This is a genomic window from Egibacter rhizosphaerae (assembly GCF_004322855.1).
GTDB classification, from domain to species: domain Bacteria; phylum Actinomycetota; class Nitriliruptoria; order Euzebyales; family Egibacteraceae; genus Egibacter; species Egibacter rhizosphaerae.
Genome location: NZ_CP036402.1, coordinates 3,836,007 through 3,854,144, shown reverse-complemented (window position 1 = coordinate 3,854,144; position 18,138 = coordinate 3,836,007). Strand labels below are relative to the sequence as shown.

Here is an 18,138-nt window from a genome sequence, read left to right as displayed (position 1 = left end):
GGTCCTCTAAGTCGGCTATAGTTCCGAACATGAGTTCGGAGTCGGCTGCGGGAGCAGGCTCTCCCGGCGGAGGGACGAATCGGGGGCGTGAAGCGTCCTCGGCCGAGCTGCTCGCGGTGGTCGAGGACGCACTGCAGCAGCTGCAGGCCATGCCGCTCTCGGCGGCCGAGTCCGACGAGGCGCTGCTGAGGTCGGTCGAACGACTCGTTCGGTGCGAGCGGATGGCGGCCGCGGAACGGCTCCGCCGCCTCGGGGCCATCGACGAACGGCAGGCGCACCGGACCGAGGGGACGAGTTCGGCCGCGCGCTGGCTCGCGGAGCGCGTGGCCATCACGAGGAGCGAGGCCCAGAAGCAGCTGCGCACGGCCTCCCGACTCGAACACCTCCCGGGCGTCGCCGCGTCGTTCGCGAACGGGGAGGTATCGGAGGACCACGTGCACTACGCGGCACGGACCTACGACGAGATGGCCCAGCGCGTGGCCCGGGGCGAGGACGAACTGGAGCTGTTCGGTTCAGGCGGCACGTCGGACGAGCCTTCCGGAGGGCAGCCCGCAGCGGGAGACGGGGACCGCAGCACGGGAGGCAACGGGAGCAGCACACCCGAGGACGGCGACCAGAAGGATGGAGACGACGGCCGCGCCGGCGGGGAAGACGGGGACGCGTCCGCCGACGCTGGCTCAGGGGAGGCTGGCTCACGGGACGCTGGCTCAGGGGAGACTGGCTCAGGCGGGGACAGCGCGCCGGCAACGCCGGACACCGACCCGAACCATGACGGCGCCCCGGGGCCTGGCGGCACCGGACCCGACGGGGGCGACCGGTCGGGGAATGGCGACGCCGGCTCCGGAACGGACGGCTCCGGGGGATCGAGGGACGGGCAGGACGCCGACAGCGGGTCCCGCGACGCCGACGACAGAGCTCGGGACGGGTTGCCCGACCACGTCGCCCGGCGCCTTGACGCCCAACGCCGACTCGGGGAGGCACTCGATCGTCACGCCCAGCGGGCTGCCGAGGGCACCGACCGGGCCGCGTTCCGGCGTGCACTGGACGACTGGCGCCGAGAGCACGACCCCGAGTTCCTCGCCCGCAAGGAACGTCGCGCCTTCGCACGTCGACGGTTCTGGATCGCGAACGAGCAGGACGAGGACGGCCTCGTCGCCTTCGGGGGGAAGGCGGAGCCTCACGGGCTCGCGTACCTGCGGGCAGCGATCGATGCGCTGTCACGCCCCGGGCAGACAGCCGGGGGCATCGAAGACGGTGGTGAGGCACCCGCGTCGCCCGGGTCCACGGACACGGGGAACGCGTCGAGCGGGACGGGCGCGACGGCCGGGAACGGCACGACGTCCGAGCCGGGGGCGACGGGCTCCGAGGACACGACGGGAACCGACGGCGCGACGGAGCGAACGCGCAACGGGGGCCGTCGCGACCGCGCCTCGCGTCAGCAGCGCCAGTACGACGCCCTCGTCACGCTCGCCCGGCTCGCGCTGCAAGCCGACGAGCCGCCGCGCCAGACCCAGGCGAGCGCGCACGTCCTGCTCGTCACGAACCCCGAGGCCTTGCACGGCCACGCCGACGCGGAGCCCAGTTGGCTGGACGGGGTGGGGGCCGTGTCCTCGGAGACCGCGCGGCTCATCTGCTGCGACGCGCGCTTCTCGGCGGTGACGGAGCGCAATGGTGAGGTCCTCGACGCAGGGAGGTCCCGCCGCGATCCCAGCCAGCGTCAAGTCGACGCGGTCGTCGCGCGCGACCGAGCATGCGTCGGCTGCGGCACCCGCGTCGCGCTCTGCCAGGTCCATCACGCGCAGTGGTGGCGGCGCGATCAGGGGCGCACGGACGTCGACAATCTGTGCCTGCTCTGCTGGGAGTGCCACTGGCACGTCCACCATCACGGTTGGACCGTCGCCCGCAAGCCCGATGGACGCTTCGTGGTGCACCGGCCGTTCCGAAGCCGCCCCGCGGACCCGACGGCCGACAGTGATGCAGGGTCGGGCACTGCTCGGCGGAGACCGAGCCACACCCCAACCGACTATACGACCGTCCCTCCCGCTCCGGAAAGCCGGCAGCCGTCGGATCACTCCCAGCCGTCGAACGGTTACGGACGACGACACAGGACCATCCCGCGGGAACCGTCCGAAGCATGGGACCTCGCGGTCGGTCGATCGCCACCCACGTAGGAGCGATTGCTGGCCGGGGGACGTGAGAGCGAGGTCGGGAAGCTCAGCTTACCCCGAAACGGATCCAGTCGGCGACCGCGGACGCAATGAGCTGCACCGCGATCGCCGCCAGCAAGAACCCCAGCAGCCGGGAGACCAGCTCGATGCCGTTCTCCTTGAGGACGCGCTCGATGATGCCGGAGAACCGCATACCCAGGAAGACGATCGCATGAACCGCCAGCAACGCCAGCGCCACCGAGATGAGTTGCCCGCCGGTGGAACTCTGCGAGACGTACAACATGGTCGCGGCGATCGCGCCCGGGCCCGCGAGCAACGGGGTGCCGAGCGGCACCAGCGCCACGTTCCTCCCCTTCGCCACCTCGGCGCCAGGATCATCGGGTGCGGGGCGCAGCAACTCGAGGGCGACGAGGATGAGGAGCAGTCCACCAGCGACCTGCAGCGCCTCGAAGCTGATGCCGAGCAGTGCGATGAGCTGCTCGCCGACCAGTGCGAACAACGCGATCACCCCGGCGGCGACGCCGGTCGCCTGCCAAGCCGCCCGGCGCTTCTGCGCCCGGTCGAGGCCCCGTGTCAGTGCCAAGAAGACCGGAACGTTGCCGACCGGATCCATGATCACCGTCACCGTGACGAACGCCTGCGCGAACAGGGTCGCGTCGAGTTGCAGGTCGGTGAGGTCCATTCGGCTCGGCTCGTGTCGAGGTCAGGGGCGCGTCCGGCGCGTCCGGCCGAGAAAGGGCCGACCGACGCACGGCACAAGAGTGCGGGCCGCCGAGGTCCCGCCCTCCGTCACGGCCTGTCTCAGAGCAGACGGCCACTCCAGAGCGTGAGCCCTCACATGGACTCAGGGGCTCCGGTTTGGGCCCCCGGCACCCGTCGCCGTGATCGGCGAGAGGTACCTGAGCGGACCCATTACTGCGGTAAGGAGCCTCCGAGCGGTCGTATGGAGGGCGGGGCCTCGGCGACCCGCAGCGCACACCCTAGCGCCTCCAGCCCCATTCGCGGGAGTGACCGACGGCGTCAATCTCCGTCGGGCAGTGCCAGGCGACGGGCCGCGTCGACCCCGTCAGTCCCCGTCGGGCAGTCCCAGGCGATGGGCCGCGTCGACCGCGGCAGTGCGGTTGGGCACCCCGAGCCGGTCGTAGACCTCCTGGCAGTGAGCCTTCACCGTGCGTTCGGTCACCCCGAGCTTCTGGGCGATCTGCGGGTTGGTGAGGCCCTGGCGAAGATAACGCAACACCTCCGCCTGCCGTGGCGAGAGGACGGGGATCTCCTCCTCTTCGATCTCCTCGGGCCGAGGCATCTCCATCGCCTCGGTGGAGTCCTCGCGCGCGAGTTGCGAACCCCGATCCTCGAACCGGGTCTCGACACCCCCGAAGATCACGACGTCGCCGTGTCGCAACGCGCGCGACGTCGTCAACGGCTCCCCGTTGACGAACGTCCCGTTCGTGGAGCCCAAGTCCTCCAGCAACACCGCACCCTTCTGGCGCTGCACGCGAGCGTGCGTGAGGCTCACGTGCGACTCCGGCAGGACGATGTCGCTCGCATCCCGACGGCCGATGACCTTCTCGTCATCGTCAACCACCAGCGTCTTGCCCTTGAGATCACCCTCGCTCGTCACGACGAACGTGGGCTGCGGGGTCAGTCGCTTCGCAGGTCCTACCACGGCGTGCTCCCCTCCGTCCGAAGCGCATCGACCGGGCGGTCGGCGGCCCGATCCCGTAACGCATACAGGACCCGCACCGACGTGGCGGCGCTGCCGATCCTCTCGTCCTCGTACCTGCCATGGAAGTCGCTCGACCCGGTCACGAGCAGCCCCCTCGCCACGGCGGCAGCTTGCCAACGGCGCCGCGCAACCTCCTCGTGTGCGACATGATCGGCCTCGACACCGCTGAGCCCGGCGACGGTCAGTCGATCCAACAGGTCGAGCGACAATCCCGGCGAACCAGCCGACGGCTGCCCTCGGGACGATCCCTCGGATCCCACCGGTGCCACATCGGCGGGCGACCGCGAACCAGCGCCCTCCCAGGGCCGAACGAGGACGTCGTCATCCGAGGGATCCTCGGGCACCGGCTCAGCGCGGTCGAGACCGGGATGCGCGAGGACCGCGACGCCGCCGGCCCCCCGGATCAGCGCCACGGCGTCCTCCGGCGTGACCGCGTGCTTGTCGACGTAAGCGGGCTGCCCCTCGGCGAGCCACCGGTCGAAGGCCTGCTGCGTATCGGCCACCGCCCCGACCGCGACCAAGGCCTCGGCCACGTGCGGCCGGCCGATGGGCGCGTCGGCGGCGAACTCCCGCACCTGCGCGAAGGTCAGCTCGATCCCGTGGGAGTGCAACAGCTCGACCATCCGCTCGGCCCGAGCCTCGCGCTCTCCCCGCAGACGCGCGCACTCGCCAGCCAACGCAGGATCCTCGGCGTCCACGAAGTAGCCGAGGATGTGCACCGAGCGACCGCCGGCCTGCGGATCCTCCGCGGACAGCTCGATCCCGGGCACGAACTCGAGCCCGAGCTCGTGGCACGCGCGTTCGGCCTCCGGCCAGCCGGCAGCCGTGTCGTGATCGGTGACCGCGACGCCGGACAGCCCCGCCTGCCACGCCAGCCGCGCATTCTCCGAAGGGCGGGTCCGCCCGTCAGAGTGGATCGTGTGCGTGTGCAGGTCGAACATGTGCCCGGCACGTTACCGCAAGGGGCCCGTCGTGGGGCCCCTCCCCGGGGGAAAATCGGACCCGCCGGGCAGCGCCCCAACGGGGTACGCCCCCTGGCCCATCGGTCAGGACCCCCTGCCATGCTCGACCCGCTATCACCGAGGAGAGGCCCGACTCGTGCCAGAGCCCACCCACAACGACCCCCCACGGCCCGAGGTCGCGGTCGGAGGTGTCGCGATCGACCGGCAGCGGCTCTTGCTCGTGCAGCGCGGGCGTGGAGTGGCCACCGGTCGCTGGTCGCTGCCCGGCGGGCGGCTCGACCCCGGCGAGTCGCTGGCCCAGGGCGTCGCTCGAGAGCTGCACGAGGAGACCGGCCTCGCGGTGCGGGTCCTCGGGCTCTGCGGGCTCGCGGAACGGCGCGGACCCAGCTACCACTACGTGATCCTGAACCACTGGGTCGTCGCGGAGGAACCCGACGCGGCCGCAGCCGGCGACGACGCCGACGCGGTGGAGTGGGTCGACCGCGCCGGTCTCGAGCGCTACGAGCTCGTGCCGCGGTTGCGGGAGTTCTTGCGCAGCCACGCGGTGCTGGACCGCCTACGTTGACCCAACATCCGCCGACCCGAGGCCCTCGGGGGGCTCGGCCTCCGCGCGAGTCGCCCGCCACACGCCGGCCAGCAGCAACGGCGCGCCGGCGACGACGAGCCACCCCGGCACCTCGCCGAAGATCAACAGCGCGAGGACCCCCGCCCCGACGGGCTCGGCCAGGACGGCCACCGACACCACAACCGGAGGGACCCGCGACAGCAAGGCGTTGAAGACGGTATGGCCGAGCAACTGCGGGCCCACAACGATCGCGACGATCGCCCACCAGGTGGCCGCCGTGTACGGATCGCCCGTACCCGCGAACGGCTCGACGCCGCCGACACGCAGCCCCCCGAGGCCGAGGCTCGCGCCGGTGAGCAGGCTTGCGGGCAGCAGCACCACCGCCGCGACCCCGTAGACCGCGCTCGCGTAGGCGGAGACGGGCAGCCGCACACGCGCCGACCGGCCGATGAGCAGGTATCCCGCGATGGCGGCCGCGCTGGCGAACGCCATCACGTCGCCCATCACCCGCGACGCTCCCGGCGCGACGGGCTCGGCGAGGAGACCGTCCAGCCCGACGACCAGCGCCCCCGCGAGCGCGATGGCGATCCCCTGCCAGCCACGTCGGCCCGGCGGCTCCCGCAGGAACACCGCTTGCCCGATCCCGACGAACAGCGGCGACATCACCGCGAACAGCGTCGCGCTCGCCACCGTCGTGTGGTCGAGCGACCCGATGAACAACGCGAAGTGGACCGCCAGAAGCACGCCGCTCGCCGCCAGCTGAGCGACCTGCCGACGGTCCAGTCGGGGCAGCCGCGACCACGCCAGCGCCGCCGCCGGCGCCAAGGCCACGGCTCCCAGCGCGGCCCGCCAGAACGCCACCGCCAAGGCGGGAGCGTCGGCCAAGCGGATCAGGATCGCGCTCGTCGACACCGCGATGATCCCGACGACCAGCCCGATCGGCACGACCGCAGCGGGCAGGAAGGCCGCGAGCGGACGCCGACGGGCGCCGCCCACAGGCCGTGAGCCACCGGGGTGCTCGGGTCCGGAGCACGACCCCCCGGAGCGATCAGGTCCCGGCCGTGGGTCCCCGGTGCTCATCGCCTCGCCCCCGACCGGTGCGGAGACCCGACGCTCGGGCGAAAGCGCCGCACGACGTGCCGACCCCCGGCGCTCACGGCGCGACCCACCTGCTCACGACGCGACCCGCCTGGCCGAGCCCCGGCGACCCGAGCGTCGACGGCGCCACCACCACACGACCAGCCCGGCGAGCACGAGCCCGCCGACGCTGCCGCCGATCGCCCAGACCAGCTCGGGCGGCGGCCACGGCTGCGGCATGTCCCCCGTGACGTGGACCGCGACCGACTCCCCGGCGGGGACCTCCCATCGGGCCGTGCCCCCGGCGACCTCGTCGGCCCCGGGCGCCTCGCGGACCTCGCCGGGCAGCGCCACCTCCACCGCGTAGTCGACGTGCGCATCCAGCAGCACCGCGGCCTCGTCCACCGAGAGACCGAGCTCGTCCACCCGCTCGGTCGGCGCGAGCGACGCGTCCGCCGTCACCTCGACCTGCTCCTCGGTGATCGCGACCGCCGGGGCGCGCAGCGGGACCAGCTCGGCAGCTGCCAGCGCGTCGACGAACGCGGCCGCCTCGGTGGTCAGTTCCTCGGCGCTGTCGCCCTCGGTCCGGACGGTGAGGCCGCCGGCCTCCCGCTCCACCCGCCAACCGGCCTCCTCCGCGGCCTCGGCGACCTCGTCGAGCGGGTCGAGTCCCGCGCCCTCGGCGAGATCACGCAACGCCTCGTCGGTGCCGAGCTCCAGGGCGAGCTCGCCTCCTCCGTCCGCACCCACGGCGATGCGCAGCTCGGCATCGAGGGCACAGCCGCCGGCGAGCAGGAGGACGCACCCGACGACTGCGGCGAGGCCGATCCGACGGGCGCGGGCAATCGGTGGCGAAGTGATCAAGACGCGCCCGAGCCTACCGACGGGAGGCACGTGACGAATGACACGAACACCCACGCAGCCATCCCCTCGAGCCGACCGAACGAACGCGGGTCACAAGGGCGGGATCGTCGACGCCTCGGCGAGATCCTGCTCCACGCGGGTGTCATCGAGGACGGCGAGCTCGAGCAGGCGCTGGCGGAGCGTGCCACCGGCGACCGTCGCGAGCGGCTGGGAACGGTGATCGTCCGCCTCGGCCTCGCGACCGAGGAGGAGATCGCGTCCGCGCTCGCAGCGCAGCTCAACCTGGAGTTCGCCTCGGAAGTGCCTGCGGACGCACACACCGGCGTCGACGGCGTCCCCCGGGAGGTGACCCAGCGCCACAGCGTCCTTCCGCTGCGCTGGGAGGGCGAGACGCTCGTGGTCATGACGAGCGATCCGACCGACGTGATCGCGCTGGACGACCTCGCCACGAGCACCGGCGCGCGGGAGGTGCGCCCCGTCATCGCGACCCCCGCCGTCGCCGAGGAAGCCCGCCGCCGCAACGCGATGCTGGACACGGCGAGCGACTTCGACGAGTTCGAGGAGACCACTCCCCCCACCCAGGAGGAGGCCGATCAGGTCGCCGACGCGTCGGCCCACGACGCACCGATCGTGCGCCTCGGCGACCAGGTCCTCTCCGAGGCCGTGCGGGCGGGCGCGAGCGATGTGCACGTCGAGCCCGACGGCACCGGCGCGAACGTGCGGATCCGCGTCGACGGGGTCCTGCGCCCGGTGACGCACGTGAACGCGGCCTCGGCGGCGCCGCTGATCTCCCGGCTCAAGTTGCTGGCGGGCATGGACATCGCCGAGCGCCGACTCCCCCAGGACGGGCGCTGGCAGGCCCGCGTCGACCGCGAGCCGATCGACGTGCGGGCCTCCGCGATGCCCACGATGCACGGCGAGACGCTCGTGCTCCGGCTCCTGCGTCAGGGCGACGAGCAGCTCCAGCTCGACGACCTCGGCCTCGATCGCGCCTACCGGGCGCTCGTCGACAGCGCGATCGAGTCGCCCCAGGGTCTCGTCCTCGTCACCGGCCCCACGGGGTCGGGCAAGACGTCGACGCTGTACGCGTTCCTGCGTGAGATCGCGCGCGAGACCCACAACGTGATCACGCTCGAGGACCCGATCGAGTACCGGCTCGGCGGGGTGAACCAGACCCAGATCAATCCCAAGGCCGGCCTCACGTTCGCGAAGTCCTTGCGCAGCGTGCTGCGGCAGGACCCCGACGTGGTGATGCTCGGCGAGATCCGCGACGGGGAGACCGCCGAGCTGTCGTTGCAGGCCGCGCTCACCGGTCACCTCGTCCTCTCGACCCTGCACACGAACGACGCACCCGGTGCCGTGTCGCGCCTGCGCGACCTCGGCGTGCCGAGCTTCCTCGTATCGAGCGCTCTGACCCTCGTCGTCGCCCAACGGCTGGTGCGGCGGGTCTGCGCCCACTGCGCGCGTCCCGCCGAGCCCGATCCCGGCCTGCTGGAGACGCTGCGGATCAACGAGGCACAGCTGCGCGACGCGCGCCTGCGGCGTGGCGCCGGATGCGGCCAGTGTGGCTGGAGCGGCTACCGCGGGCGCGTCGGGCTGTTCGAGATGATGCCGGTCACCACCGCGGTGCGGGAGTTGATCGCCAACGAAGGATCCGAGACCGCCATCCGCGAGCAAGCGCGGCTCGCCGGCCTGAGAACCGTTCGCGAGCACGGCGTGGAACTGGCCGCCGCGGGCGTCACGACCCTGGAGGAGGTCCTCCGCGTCGCTCCCAGCGGTACGGGCGACGGCGACGGCACCTGCCCGGGATGTGCACAGCGCGTGGAGCCGGACTTCGCCTGGTGCCCGTGGTGCAGCACCGACCTCCGCCCGTTGCGCTGCGACGCGTGCGAGCGGGAGCTGCACCCCGCGTGGAAGGTGTGCCCCTCGTGTGGCGAGTCGTGCGGTGGCGCCCACGAGGTCCCTCACGCGGCCCCGGGAGACAGCTCGTTGTCCGCCGTGAACTCACGAGCTGCGAGCTCTCTCGCGCCGGCCGGCGCTGCCGTGGCGCAGGAACGGGCCGACGGGGAGGAACGAGTCGACGGGGAGGAACGAGTCGACCGAGGGGAACGGATGGACCACGAGCCCACCGCGCCCCCAGCGGTCGTGACCGCCCGAGCGGATCGCGAATCGGCGATTCAGGATCCCGGTTTCCCGCACGAGCGACCCGACCAGGCCGCAGACCCCGACGACGACGCAGACCCCGACGCGGCCGCAGACCCCGACGACGACGCAGACCGCGCGGACGACAGGTCGACCGCCGACGGCGAGACCGCGGCAGGCAACGGGGCGGCCGACGGCGAGACCGCGGCAGGCAACGGGGCGGCCGACGGCGAGAGCTGGACGCGTCGCAGAGCTCGCCACGTGGAGGCCGCCGAGCGGTTGCTGGCCGAACTCGGCGCCTCCCCCGGCTCCGGCTGAATCTCACGAAACCCACCGGTACGATCCGGCTTCCGCCCGTAGCCGAAAGGATCTCCCGGTGGCGAACCAAGACGAGGTGCGCCGCGCCGTCGCCGAGCTACACGATCCGCTGCTCGACCGCCCGCTCGGGGAGCTCGCGATGGTCGACGGTGTCCGCCTCGACGATGGGCGGGCGATCATCGACGTGCGGCTCCCGGTCGTCGGCTACCCGGCAGCAGAGGTCCTGCGCTCAAGGGTCGTCGAGGCGGCCGCCGCGGTCCCGGGGGTCGACAGCGCCGAGGTCGCCTGGGACGTCATGAGCGAGGAGGAGACGGCCGCGGTCGTTTCGCAGGTCCGCCCCCAGGCGGGCAGCTCGGGTCAACAAGGGGGCGAGCCGCACATCCCCTTCAACGATCTCGACAGCGACACGAAGGTCTTCGCCGTCGCCAGCGGCAAGGGCGGGGTGGGCAAGTCCTCGCTCACGACGAACCTCGCGGTCGCCCTGGCCGAGCGCGGTCAGCGCGTCGGGATCCTCGACGCCGACATCTGGGGGTACTCGATTCCCCGGATGCTCGGGGTCGAGGGCAAGCCGATCGCACTGCAGGACATGGTCCTGCCGCTGATGGGTCACGGGGTGAAGGTGATCTCGATCGGCTTCTTCCTCGACGAGGAGAAGCCCGTGATCTGGCGGGGACCGATGCTGCACCGCGCACTGCAGCAGTTCCTCGCGGACGTCTTCTGGGGCGAGCTCGACTTCCTGCTCTGCGACCTACCACCCGGCACCGGCGACATCGCGATCAGCCTCGCGCAGATGCTGCCGAACGCGGACATGCTCGTGGTCACCACACCGCAGCAGGCCGCGCAGCGCGTCGCGCTGCGTGCGGGGCAGACGACCGCGCAAACCGGCATGCGAGTCGCGGGGGTGGTGGAGAATATGGCCACCTTCGTCGCGCCCGACACCGGCACCGAGTACGCGATCTTCGGGGAAGGTGGCGGCGCGCTGCTCGCCACCGAACTGGGCACCGACCTGCTGGGGAGCATCCCGATCGACCCGCGGCTCCGCGAGGGCGCCGACGACGGCCGTCCGCTCGTGCTGAGCGACCCCGAAGCGCCGGCGTCGCAGCGCATCAGCGAGATCGCGGACGGCCTCGTGAAGAAGAAGTCGTCCCTGGTCGGCAAGAGCCTGCCGCTGCAGTTCTAGGCGCGGCGCCAGCGCCCTGGCGGCACGAGGCGCCACAACCCCGCGAGCGCGATCCCGATTCCCGCGCCGCCGAGCACGTCGCTGGCGTAGTGCACCCCCACGTCGACCCGCGAGGCCGCGACGTAGCCGGCCACCCCCCGGAGCGCGACCCGACCGAGCGGGTGGACCTCGTCGGCCAGTACCTCCGCCACGGCGGCGGCGACCGCCGCGTGCCCGGACGGGAACGAGGAGCCGGTGGGTGGCCGAATCAAGCGCCGGACACCGTCAGCCTCGTAGGGGCGCTTCCGACGCACGAACCGCTTCGTGCGCTGCCCGACCACCCACGCGAGCAGGCCGATCCCGGCCACGTCGCCCGCGGCCTCCCGCCGCCCGAGCCAGGCGAGCGTCGCCGACGCGCCACCCACCGCGTAGAGCGATCCGAGGTCGGTGGTGGCAACCACCCACCGGTCGGCCCGCCGGCCCGGTCGGCGCCGAGCGCGCAGGGCGTCGCCGAGGCGCACATCGAGACGCTGAGCGGATCGCAGCCCCAGCGATCTCCACGCGACGGCGGTGACCGCGGCCCCGACGAGCACCCTCCCGGCCGCTCGGCGCGACCGCCGCTCCGGAGCGATGTGCACGCGGGCTCAGGTCGCGTCGGGATCGTAGGGCGGCGGCTCGTCGTCGGGCACCCGCGAGCGCGAGCTGCCGGTGTCCGATCCGGTCAGCGCCGCACGGTCGAGCTCTTGCCGGGCGTCATCGACATCCCCCTGCAGCTCCTGAGCCGCGTCCCGTAGCTCGTCGATGCCCGCGTCCCGGCGCAGCTGATCGATCTCGCTGGCCTTGCGCAGATCATCCAGCGTCTCCCGGGCCTCGCGCCTCACCCGACCGATCGTCTGCGCCGTGGTCCGAGCCATCTGCGGGAGCTTGTCGGGACCGAAGATGAGCAGGGCCAACAGCGCGAGGGTGCCGATCTCCCACGGGCTCATCGTTCGGACACCTCAGTCCTCGAACTCGTCGTCCGGGAGATCCTCCGGCCCTTCGAGCTCGGGGTCGGTCGAACCCAGCTCGTCGTCGCCGGGGCGTTCCGCCAGCACGACCTCGACCGTCTCCTCCTCCCCGTCACGCAGTAAGTGCACCTCGACCGCCTCACCGACTTCGTACTCGAGCACGCTGGTCACGAGCTCCTCCATCGCGAGGATGGTGTCGTCGCCCAGACCCACGACCACGTCGCCCGACTGGAGCCCGGCCTCGGCGGCCGGAGTGTCGGGGACGATCTCGCTGATCTCCGCTCCCCCGTCGATGCCGAGCTCCTCGGCCTCGCTGACGGACAGGGTCGCGCCCTCGATGCCGATGAACGGGTGCGTGACCCGCCCCTCGGCGATGAGTTCGTCGGCCACATCGACGACGGTGTCCACCGGGATCGCGAAGCCGACACCCGCGTTCGCCGGCTGTCCGGATGTCAGGATGGCTGAGTTGATGCCGATGAGCTGGCCGTGCCGGTCCACGAGGGGACCGCCCGAGTTCCCCGGGTTGATCGGTGCGTCCGTCTGGATCACCTGCGGCAGCGTCAGGGGGGCACCGCCGGGCCCCCGCACATCGATTCCGCGATCGAGCGCACTGATCACGCCGCTGGTGACCGATCCCTCGAGCCCGAACGGGCTGCCGACCGCCACCGCCGGCTGTCCCACCCGCAACGCCGACTGGTCGCCGATGCCGATGACGGTGAGGTCGTCGCGGTCGACCTGGATGACCGCGAGATCGTTCAAGCGGTCGGTGCCGACGACCTCGGCCTCCTCCCGCGAACCGTCGGCGAACACGACGGTGAGGTCGTCGGCCGGCTCCACGACGTGGTTGTTCGTGATGATGTGGCCCTCGCCCCCGTAGATGACCCCGGAACCGTTGCCGCTCGGGTCGTCGGGCCCACGGTCGGGCTGCTGGTCGGCCTCCTCGCCGTCGATGTCGACCCTGACGACGGCGGGCAGCACGGCCTCGGCCACGTCGGCGATCCGGTCGGAATCGGCGTCGTCACCCTCGCCGGGCGGCGGCTCCACGGTGGTCTGCGGAACGGGCGCGGGCGTCTCGCCGCCGAGTCCGATCGTATCCCCGGCGGTGGCCGCGACGGCGAGCACGAGGCCGCCACCCACCAGCGCCCCGACACAGCTCGCGGCGACCACGCCGGTCACGGTCGCCGCTCGGGAACGCCTCCGTGAGACCGCGGGGATCGCCGGATACACCTCGTCGGCCGGCGTGCGCCTTGCTGCGCCTCTCATCGTGTCTCCATCAACACCCTGGACACCCCGAACAACGACTCAATGGCTGGACCGGGCGGGGCCACTCGAGCGGGCTGCACCCGACGGCGTCCACGTGGCGGGTTCGTGTCGACAGTTCGCGGGTTTCGTGCCGACAGTGTGCCGCTCCCCGCGCGTGAACGCTCTGCCGCTCGCCCGGCGTGAACGCTCAGTGCTGGCCCGCCGTGAACGCTCAGTGTTGGCCCGGCGTGAACGCTCAGGGCTCGCCCGCCCCGACGGGCGCCGCATCGTCGGCCTCGAGCTCGTCGACCTGCACCGGTTCGACCGTCGCGGGCTCGACCTCCGAACGTTCGGGCGACCGCAGGATCGTCCCTGTCGCACTGACCGAGCGGACGCCCGCGGCACGCAGGAGTTCGACGTCCCCGTGGGGCTCCTGTCGGGTCTCCATGAGGTCGGCAGGCATATCCCGGTCACCACCGACGACGAGGTGCTGCTCGACGACCGCCCCGGCAACGACCGCCGCCACCAGCGCTGCGGCGACGACCCCTGCGTGCACCCGATGGCTGCGGTGGAGCTCGGCCCGCTCGCCCGCGGCCGCTGCGTTGCGCAGGACCTCGGGTGGGACCTGCCGCGGGGGCAGGCTGCGCAGCGTGTCGCGAACGGCGCGGAGACCTTCGAGGCAGGCGCGACAGTCGCCGCAGTTCCGGACGTGTGCGTCGAGCCGTTGCGCGGTCGACGAGGCGACCGCGCCGTCGAGCCGGGCGGAGAGCTGCTCCTCGCTGGGGCACCGGTCACGCATCCGGCGATCCCTCCCCCGAACCAGCCGACGCTGAACCAGCCGACGCGCCGGCAGCCGGCTCTTCGGACGACTGCGGCCCGGACGCCTCCAGGTGCTCGCGCAGACGCCGGCGCCCGCGGTGGATCCGCGAGCGCACGGTGCCGACCGGCCATCCGGTCACACGACTGATCTCCTCGTAGGCGAGGCCCTCGATGTCGCAGAGAACGACCGCCAGCCGCCATTCGGGAGGCAGCGCCGCGAGCCCGCTCTCGAGCCGCGCCTCGAGCGTGCGGCGCTCGACCACGTCGGCAGGTCCCGGCTCGCCACTCGGAGTGGCCTCGCCCCCGTCCTCGCCGAAGGCCTGCATGCGTACCCGCTGCCGTCGGCGCACCCGATCGAGGAAGAGGTTCTTCGCGATCTTGTAGAGCCAACCGTCGAACGCGCCCGGGCGGTAGCGATGCAGGTTCCGGTACACCCGCACGAACACGTCCTGAGCGAGGTCCGCCGCCTCGTCCGCATCGCCGGTGAGGTGGTAGGCCATCCGGTACACCCGCGGCCCGTAGGTCTCGGCGACCTCGTCCCAGCTCGGTCGCGGGTCCTCGCGGACGGACGGCTCGGCGAGCGCCGCGGTACCGGGCTCGACCGCCCCGGACGCCCCCGACGCGGGGTCCGGCGCCTCCTCCTGGCCGCTCATCGCCACGCTCCTCCGAATTGGCGGCGACCGCCGATTTCCTCCAGCATACGCGCGCCCCGTGGGCACCGCCTCGAGCGGCCCGGAGGGCGGGTCCCTCCCCTGGCTGCTCGCCTGTACGGGCGACGAGCGACAGCACCGCGATGTAGAGTCTGCCGCCCCGTGACGGGCGCTGACACGGCGCGACGATCACCGCTAATCCAAGGGGGTGTGGGTGCAGATCGAGGAGCGGCTACGCGGTTGGCTGCGCGGCTTCACCGGTGGGGAGACCGAGCCGTTGCGCGCGGCCCGCGCCCGCAGCGAGGAGGCGGACATCCCCGCCGTGCCGCTCGAGGTCGGCACCTTCCTGCGGTTCCTCGCAGGCGTCCACCCGGCGCGAGGCATGGTCGAGATCGGGTCCGGCGGCGGTTACAGCGGGCTGTGGCTGCTGGCCGGGGCCAGCCCCACCGCGGTCCTCACCACGATCGAGGCCGAGCCCGACCACCAGGAGCTCGCCCGCCGCGCCTACGCCGAGGCCGGCGTGACCGCCCGTGTCCGCTCGATCCTCGGCCCCGCCCTGCAGGTGCTGCCACGCTTGGCGGACCGGAACTACGACCTGGTCTTCCTCGACGCCCTCGAGAGCGAGTACCCCGACTACCTCGCTCACGCGCGCCGCCTGCTCCGGCCCGGAGGGCTCATCGTGGCCGACAACGTCCTCTGGGAGGGGCGGGTCGCGGATCCAGCCGCCGAGGAACCCGAGACGCTGGGGCTACGAGCACTCGTGGACGAGATACGTGATGATCCGGCGCTGCACGGGGAGATCCTCCCGTTGGGGGACGGCATCCTCGTCGCCGCCTACCACCCGGACACCGAGGACGATGCGGACGCCGCCGTCCCGCCGCGATGAGCCCGTGTCCTAGGAGTCCCTATGCGCATCTGGTGCCTGACCACGAGCCCCGACAACTTCGCGAGGACCGCAGAACTCGGCTGGACGGTGCAGGGGATCAAGTCCCGCCGCCAGCGCACCGCCGAGCAGATCCAGCCAGGCGACAAGGTCGTCTACTACATCACGAAGCACGTCGCGTTCGGCGCGACCGCCGAGGTCACGAGCGAGTACTTCGAGGACCACGAGCCGATCTGGGAGTCGAAGCCCGGCGAGGACTACCCCTGGCGGTTCCACATCAGCCCCGAGGTCGCGATCACCGACCCCGAGCGCTGGGTGCCCGCCGAGGACCTCTACGAGGAGCTCGAGTTCGTGAAGCGCTGGCCCGAGCAGAACTGGAAACTCGCCTTTCAAGGAAACATCCGGGAGTGGCCCGAGGCCGACTACAAGGTCGTCAAGGCGGCGCTCGAGGAGCAGGCCTCGTGACGTCCCCGTCCGGGACCTGAGCGGCTGCGAGCGCCCACATGCCGAACGAGCGTCGTCGCGTCCTAGGAATCCGCGGGGTGCTCGCCGCCGTGTTCGTGGCGATCTCGCTGGTCCCGGTCGTGCTGGGCGTGACGCTCCTCGGACAGCGGCTCGACCAGCAGGTCGCGGAGCGTGCCCAGGCCGAACTCGTCACCGCTGCGGACGCGATCGTCGTCGCGACCGACGCGAGGGCAACGCGCGTCGGCGATCTCACCTCCGACGCGGCGGAACTGCTCGTGGCCGAAGAGGGCGCCGAGGCGCTGGCCGATGCGGACGAACAGGCCCTGGGGGAGCTGATCGACGACCTCGCCGACGGCCGCGTGCCCGAGCGCGCTGACGTCCTCGTGGTCGTCGCCCCCGACGGTCGGCCGTTGGCCACCGCCGGTTCGCTGCCCGACACCACCGATGAGGAGCTCGCGGAGGCGGTGGTCGCGGGCGAGCAGGTGCCGGGCGTCTCGCACGCCAGCCGCGAGGTGCAGACCCGCGAGGACGACGAGTTGGAGACGCTCGGCTGGGTGGCCGCGGCGAACCCGGTCACCGCCACGGAGCTCACCACCGGCACCACCGTCGACTTCGGGTTGGTCCGCAACGACAGCGTCGTCGCGGCCACCGCCACCCCGCCCGCGTCGTTGCCGCCGCTCGGCGAGGTCGAGGAGACGAGCGCCAACGGCACGGCGGTGACGGCGACCACCGCGACCTCCACGGAGGGCACGCTGGTGATCTGGAGCCAGCGACCCACCACCGGGGGGCTCCTGGCGCCCTTGACGGCGGTGGCGGCCCCGGTGGCCCTCTTGGCCCTGGTGCTGGCCTGGCTGTTGGCCGGGCAGCTGACGCGACCACTGGCGACCGCCGCCGCAGCAGCGCGCGACGTGGCGGACGGCGACCTCGAAAGACGAGCGCCCGACGATCGCGGGCCAGCCGAGGTGCGCGAGCTCTCCGCCGCCCTCAACCAGATGGCGACGCAGCTATCGCAGCGGCTCACCGAGGTCCAGGAGTCGCGCGACGCGCTCGCCGCCTCCCTTGACCGGGTCGGGCAGAGCCTCGCGGCACGCCTGGACCTGTCGCACGTACTGGACGTCATCGCGTCCTCGGCCGAAGAGGCCCTCGCAGCGGACCGTGCGGAGGTCCTGCTCGTGGAGGACGGCGAGCTTCGCCCGTACACACATGGGTTCACTCCCGACGTGGACCTCGCCGGGCCGCTGCGGCGCCTCGCCGAGCACGTCTACGCGACGGGACGGCCCTCCCGGCTACCGGACCCGCAGGACGAGATCCACAGCGACGCCAGTGACGGCGCGGCGCTGTGCGTCCCCCTCCGTCGGCACGGCGGGGTCCGCGGCACGCTGACCGTCTGGCGTCTCGATGCCTCGCAGCCGTACGACGACCGCGACGTCGCGATCCTTCGGAGCTTCAGCTCCCACGCCTCGGTTGCGCTGGACCACGTCGACCGACACGCGGAGGCGCAGCGTCAAGCAGCCACTGATGGGCTGACCGGGTTGGCGAACATTCGCACCCTCCGCGACACGCTGTCGCGGGAGTGCAGCGCCGCCGACCGCCACGGCCGCGAACTCAGCGTACTGACCGTCGACCTCGACCATTTCAAGCACGTCAACGATGTGTGGGGGCACGACGCGGGCGACACCGTGCTCGTCGAGGTCGCTCGACGCTTGTCGGACTCCTGCCGCACGTCGGATCTGGTCGCGCGAGCCGGCGGCGAGGAGTTCATCGTCCTGCTGCCCGAGACCGACACGGCGGGCGCACAGGTGATCGGTGAACGGGTCCGGCAGTCGGTGTCAGCGACCCCGGTTCGGGTGCGCGGGGGGAACAACGATCCCGACGGCCAACTCGAGCTGTCCGTCACCTGCTCGGTGGGTATCGCGACCCGGGACCCGCAGGAGCCGTCCGACGACCTGCTGCGCCGAGCCGACCAGGCCCTCTACGACGCGAAGCGGCGGGGGCGCGACCGGGTGATCACGGCCACGCCCCCGCCGGTGGGCGAAGGGACGGGTGAAAGGCCGACGACGGGACCTGACGCCTAGCCCTCCGGCTCGTCGA

General features: G+C 72.4%; 17 protein-coding genes. 7 read left to right on the top strand and 10 right to left on the bottom strand.

All coding sequences use genetic code 11. The features are described from left to right. Positions 1 to 29: 29 nt before the first annotated feature. Entirely contained in the window at positions 30 to 2,171 is a 2,142-nt protein-coding gene (locus ER308_RS17725; protein WP_131156219.1) for a DUF222 domain-containing protein, read from the top strand. Positions 2,172 to 2,214: 43 nt separating this feature from the next. On the opposite strand, the gene ER308_RS17720 is transcribed toward ER308_RS17725, so the two are convergent. The 3 genes from ER308_RS17720 to ER308_RS17710 all read right to left on the bottom strand — a co-directional run bounded on the left by ER308_RS17720 (position 2,215) and on the right by ER308_RS17710 (position 4,835). Next, a complete protein-coding gene (locus ER308_RS17720) occupies positions 2,215 to 2,850 on the bottom strand; it encodes a MarC family protein (RefSeq protein WP_131156218.1) in 636 nt (211 codons plus the stop codon). A gap of 384 nt (positions 2,851 to 3,234) precedes the next feature. Beyond that, entirely contained in the window at positions 3,235 to 3,834 is a 600-nt protein-coding gene (locus tag ER308_RS17715) for an FHA domain-containing protein (protein WP_131156217.1), read from the bottom strand. Then, a complete protein-coding gene (locus ER308_RS17710; protein WP_131156216.1) occupies positions 3,828 to 4,835 on the bottom strand; it encodes a PHP domain-containing protein in 1,008 nt (335 codons plus the stop codon). The genes ER308_RS17715 and ER308_RS17710 overlap by 7 nt, the downstream gene beginning before the upstream one ends. 157 nt (positions 4,836 to 4,992) lie before the next feature. On the opposite strand from ER308_RS17710, the gene ER308_RS17705 reads away from it, so the two are divergent. Continuing rightward, positions 4,993 to 5,421 carry an NUDIX domain-containing protein gene (locus tag ER308_RS17705; RefSeq protein WP_205745706.1) on the top strand — a complete coding sequence of 143 codons (429 nt, stop codon included), beginning with the start codon at positions 4,993 to 4,995 and terminating at the stop codon, positions 5,419 to 5,421. Here ER308_RS17705 and ER308_RS17700 read toward each other — a convergent pair. Both ER308_RS17700 and ER308_RS21810 read right to left on the bottom strand, forming a co-directional pair. After that, the gene (locus ER308_RS17700; RefSeq protein ID WP_165492218.1) at positions 5,413 to 6,417 is read right to left on the bottom strand and encodes a DMT family transporter; all 1,005 of its coding nucleotides are present in this window, start codon (positions 6,415 to 6,417) and stop codon (positions 5,413 to 5,415) included. The two genes, ER308_RS17705 and ER308_RS17700, sit on opposite strands and share 9 nt — an antisense overlap. A gap of 177 nt (positions 6,418 to 6,594) precedes the next feature. After that, positions 6,595 to 7,362, bottom strand: a complete 768-nt coding sequence (locus tag ER308_RS21810) for a hypothetical protein (protein ID WP_165492217.1) — start codon at positions 7,360 to 7,362, stop codon at positions 6,595 to 6,597. Positions 7,363 to 7,392: 30 nt separating this feature from the next. Here ER308_RS21810 and ER308_RS17690 point away from each other — a divergent pair, with 30 nt between their 5' ends. After that, positions 7,393 to 9,822, top strand: coding sequence for an ATPase, T2SS/T4P/T4SS family (locus ER308_RS17690; protein ID WP_165492216.1), 2,430 nt, complete (start codon positions 7,393 to 7,395; stop codon positions 9,820 to 9,822). Between the two features lie 58 nt (positions 9,823 to 9,880). Continuing rightward, positions 9,881 to 11,002 (top strand): Mrp/NBP35 family ATP-binding protein, encoded by a 1,122-nt coding sequence (locus ER308_RS17685; protein WP_131156211.1) that lies wholly within the window; start codon positions 9,881 to 9,883, stop codon positions 11,000 to 11,002. Here ER308_RS17685 and ER308_RS17680 read toward each other — a convergent pair. The 5 genes from ER308_RS17680 to ER308_RS17660 all read right to left on the bottom strand — a co-directional run bounded on the left by ER308_RS17680 (position 10,999) and on the right by ER308_RS17660 (position 14,702). Then, positions 10,999 to 11,619, bottom strand: coding sequence for a phosphatase PAP2 family protein (locus ER308_RS17680; protein ID WP_205745705.1), 621 nt, complete (start codon positions 11,617 to 11,619; stop codon positions 10,999 to 11,001). The two genes, ER308_RS17685 and ER308_RS17680, sit on opposite strands and share 4 nt — an antisense overlap. A gap of 6 nt (positions 11,620 to 11,625) precedes the next feature. Next, entirely contained in the window at positions 11,626 to 11,967 is a 342-nt protein-coding gene (locus ER308_RS17675; RefSeq protein WP_131156210.1) for a Sec-independent protein translocase subunit TatA/TatB, read from the bottom strand. A 12-nt stretch (positions 11,968 to 11,979) separates the two neighbouring features. After that, entirely contained in the window at positions 11,980 to 13,251 is a 1,272-nt protein-coding gene (locus ER308_RS17670) for a S1C family serine protease (protein WP_131156209.1), read from the bottom strand. 235 nt (positions 13,252 to 13,486) lie between these two features. Continuing rightward, entirely contained in the window at positions 13,487 to 14,029 is a 543-nt protein-coding gene (locus tag ER308_RS17665) for an anti-sigma factor family protein (protein ID WP_131156208.1), read from the bottom strand. Continuing rightward, on the bottom strand, positions 14,022 to 14,702 hold the full coding sequence (locus ER308_RS17660; RefSeq protein WP_131156207.1) for a sigma-70 family RNA polymerase sigma factor: 681 nt from the start codon (positions 14,700 to 14,702) through the stop codon (positions 14,022 to 14,024). The genes ER308_RS17665 and ER308_RS17660 overlap by 8 nt, the downstream gene beginning before the upstream one ends. A gap of 211 nt (positions 14,703 to 14,913) precedes the next feature. Here ER308_RS17660 and ER308_RS17655 point away from each other — a divergent pair, with 211 nt between their 5' ends. From ER308_RS17655 to ER308_RS17645, 3 genes are all read left to right on the top strand, one after another. Then, positions 14,914 to 15,585 carry an O-methyltransferase gene (locus ER308_RS17655; protein ID WP_205745704.1) on the top strand — a complete coding sequence of 224 codons (672 nt, stop codon included), beginning with the start codon at positions 14,914 to 14,916 and terminating at the stop codon, positions 15,583 to 15,585. Between the two features lie 21 nt (positions 15,586 to 15,606). Beyond that, positions 15,607 to 16,047, top strand: a complete 441-nt coding sequence (locus ER308_RS17650; RefSeq protein ID WP_131156206.1) for an EVE domain-containing protein — start codon at positions 15,607 to 15,609, stop codon at positions 16,045 to 16,047. Between the two features lie 77 nt (positions 16,048 to 16,124). Then, positions 16,125 to 18,122 (top strand): GGDEF domain-containing protein, encoded by a 1,998-nt coding sequence (locus tag ER308_RS17645; RefSeq protein ID WP_131156205.1) that lies wholly within the window; start codon positions 16,125 to 16,127, stop codon positions 18,120 to 18,122. Positions 18,123 to 18,138 lie beyond the last annotated feature (16 nt).